This is a genomic window from Mesorhizobium sp. M7A.F.Ca.CA.004.06.1.1, assembly GCF_003999135.1.
Lineage (GTDB): Bacteria > Pseudomonadota > Alphaproteobacteria > Rhizobiales > Rhizobiaceae > Mesorhizobium.
Window position 1 is genome coordinate 1 of sequence record NZ_RZPQ01000783.1, and the last position, 2,686, is coordinate 2,686.

The 2,686-nt window shown below is 62.2% G+C and carries 3 protein-coding genes and 1 pseudogene; all 4 read left to right on the forward strand.

Going from position 1 to position 2,686, the window contains the following annotated elements:
• Window positions 1-758: NAD(P)H-quinone oxidoreductase (locus EN906_RS30055; protein WP_164777467.1), on the forward strand; the 758-nt coding region annotated here is incomplete at its 5' end.
• A gap of 160 nt (window positions 759-918) precedes the next feature.
• Window positions 919-1,059, forward strand: coding sequence for a DUF1127 domain-containing protein (locus EN906_RS30060; protein ID WP_013529236.1), 141 nt, complete (start codon window positions 919-921; stop codon window positions 1,057-1,059).
• 266 nt (window positions 1,060-1,325) lie between these two features.
• Window positions 1,326-2,432: a helix-turn-helix transcriptional regulator gene (locus EN906_RS30065; RefSeq protein ID WP_127270920.1), complete on the forward strand. Its 1,107-nt coding sequence runs from the start codon at window positions 1,326-1,328 to the stop codon at window positions 2,430-2,432.
• Window positions 2,429-2,686: pseudogene (locus EN906_RS30070) on the forward strand (hypothetical protein); the annotation flags it as partial. The gene EN906_RS30065 and the pseudogene EN906_RS30070, both read left to right, overlap by 4 nt.

The following is a 2,686-nucleotide window of genomic DNA, read 5'->3' on the forward strand; positions in this document are numbered from 1 at the left end:
ACATATCGCGCTGGCGCATCGGCGACCGCGTCTGCGCGCTGACGCCCGGCGGCGGCTATGCCGAATATGTCAAGGTGCATGCCGGGAGCGTGCTGCCGTTGCCCGCCGGCTTCACCCATACCGAAGCCGCGGCGGTGCCGGAAAACTACTTCACCGTCTGGCACAATGTGTTCGAGCGTGGCGGCCTCAAGAAAGGCGAGACGCTGCTCGTCCATGGCGGCTCGTCCGGCATCGGCGCGACGGCGATCCAGCTTGCCTCGGCCTTCGGCGCCTATGTCATCACCACCGCCGGCAGCAAGGAGAAATGCGACGCCTGCCTGAAGCTCGGCGCAGACCGGGCGATCAACTATCGCGAGGCGGATTTCGTCGCCGCGGTCAAGGAGGCAACGGACGGCAAGGGCGCCAACGTCATCCTCGACATGGTCGGCGGCGACTATGTGGCGCGCAACTATGAGGCCGCTGCGGTCGAGGGTCGGATCGTCCAGATCGCCGTGCAGGCCGGCGCTGTCGCAAGCGCGGATTTTTCGAAAATCATGGTCAAGCGGCTTACCCACACCGGGTCGACGCTGAGGCCGCGCACCGTCGAGTTCAAGGCGGCGATCGCGGCGGCGCTGGAAGCGCAGGTGTGGCCGTTGCTCGGCACGCGCAAGGTTGCTCCTGTCATGGACATGATCTTCCCGCTCAGCGAAGCCTGGCGGGCGCATGAGCGGATGGAGGACGGCGAACACATCGGCAAGATCGTGCTCGACGTCGGCTGACAGCGAGCGAGGTCAGCGCCTCGCTGCCTACAAGATGAACAGAAGCTTAATGCTGCAATGCAGCATTTGCATCATTGCTATGCAAAATCAGCCATTCAAGTCCTCATCGATGACGCCTATTTGAGCACCATCGAAACGAACATCAATTTGGAGGACTACCATGAACCCGATCCGCGCTTTCCGTAACTGGCGTATGTACACCGAGACCGTCCGCGAACTGAACCGTCTCAACGCACGTCAGCTCAGCGATCTCGGCATCAACCGCGCCGACATCGAAAAGATCGCCCGCAGGGCTATCTAAAGCCACGTCTGGTCCGCTCCGGCGGACCAAGCCGTGGAAGCCAGAGCCGCACCAGACGACTTTTGTCGCGGTTCCGAGCCCGCTGGACCCAGTCCGGCGGGTTTTGTCGTTTTGGGGCCGGCAACTGCATGCGGCTCGACAGCAATCTGAGGTTGACCTCAGCTTTCAGCATGGCATTTTGATCCTGCGGGTATCGGTTGGCGTGTGGGAGCGCGTTGACGATCCGAGCCGGCAAGACGCTGACTCTGAAAGGACTGTGCGCTCTCATGTTCGATGATCTTACGGACAGGATCTACGAGGCCGCGTTCGTGCCGGATTTATGGGCGGGTGCGCTCGAAGCGGCCAGCGAGCTTTCGAGTTCGGCTGACGGCGCGATCTTCCTGTTCAGCGACGGCTCCCCCGTTCGCGGCCGGTTGAGTGACGAGTCTCCCGGGCATGGCAATTCCCTTGAAACCGTCCGCTCCCTGTTCGATGAATTCATTGCCGGCGACAGCTGGAAATTCTCCGATGCGATTCAGCGCATGTGCAGCCTGCAACCGGCGAGTTTCGTGCAGGTCGAAGATTTTCTGACTGCCGACGAGCTCGAGCATGATCCGGTACGGATACAATTGAGGGCGGCAGGTATCGGCGCTCATATCTGTTCGGCGGTTGCCATGCCGAGCGGCGAACTGGTTACATTTGTCTTTCAACGCTGGACGCGGGACGGCACCTACGATCAGACGTCGATCGACAGGCTCGACCAGCTTCGCCCGCACTTTTCGCGTGCCGGCCTGGTATCGGCGCGGCTGGGCATGGAGCAGGCCAAAGCGAGCGTCTCGGCTCTCGAGGCCCTTGGTCTGCCGGCGGCGGTAATGACTGCATCGGGACGCGTGCTGACGGCCAATGTGCTGCTGGAAAACATGCCATCCGTTTTCATCGCCGCCGCACATGGCGGCATGGCACTTGCCGACGTGTCCGCGAATGAGCTTTTCCGGCAAGCCATTACGCACAATTTGCAAGATCGGGTCGTGCGTTCCATCCCCATTCCAGCCAGGGAGGGCCAACCGGCGCTGGTCATTCATCTCCTGCCGCTGCGCCGTGCCGCGCATGAGATCTTTTCCGGGGCTGACATTCTGGTTGCGGCGACGGCGATGAGCGCCAGCGCCACCGTGCCGTCGCCAAGCCTGCTTGCCGGCCTGTTCGACCTGACGCCCGCAGAGGCGCGGCTGGCGGCCTCCCTTGCGCAAGGGCGGCCGTTGAAGGAGGCAGCGGCAAGCTCCAACGTCACCGTCAAAACCAGCCGCACCTATCTCGAACGGATCTTCGCCAAGACCGGGACACGGCAACAAAGCCAGCTTGTCGCCTTGTTGAAGAGCGCGGAGCCGTTCCGATGAGCGGCGGCCTGATCGAAGCGATTTACGAGGCGGCTTTCGTTCCCGAGCTCTGGCCCGGCACGACCGGTTCCGCCTGCGGAGAGTTCCAACTGATTGTCGCTGATGCAGAACCGCGGCCGTTGAAGGATGCGGCGTCCGATCTGACCATCACCGTGAAAACCGGCTGCACCTATCTTGAGCGGATATTCGCCAAGACAGGAACCCGCCAGCAAAGCCAGCTTGCCGCCTTGGTGAAGAACGCGGAGTTGGTAGCG

Excerpts from the sequence above, each read along its gene's own strand:
- EN906_RS30060 (WP_013529236.1), top strand. The coding sequence starts at position 919 with ATGAACCCGATCCGCGCTTTCCGTAACTGGCGTATGTACACCGAGACC.
- EN906_RS30065 (WP_127270920.1), top strand. The coding sequence starts at position 1,326 with ATGTTCGATGATCTTACGGACAGGATCTACGAGGCCGCGTTCGTGCCG.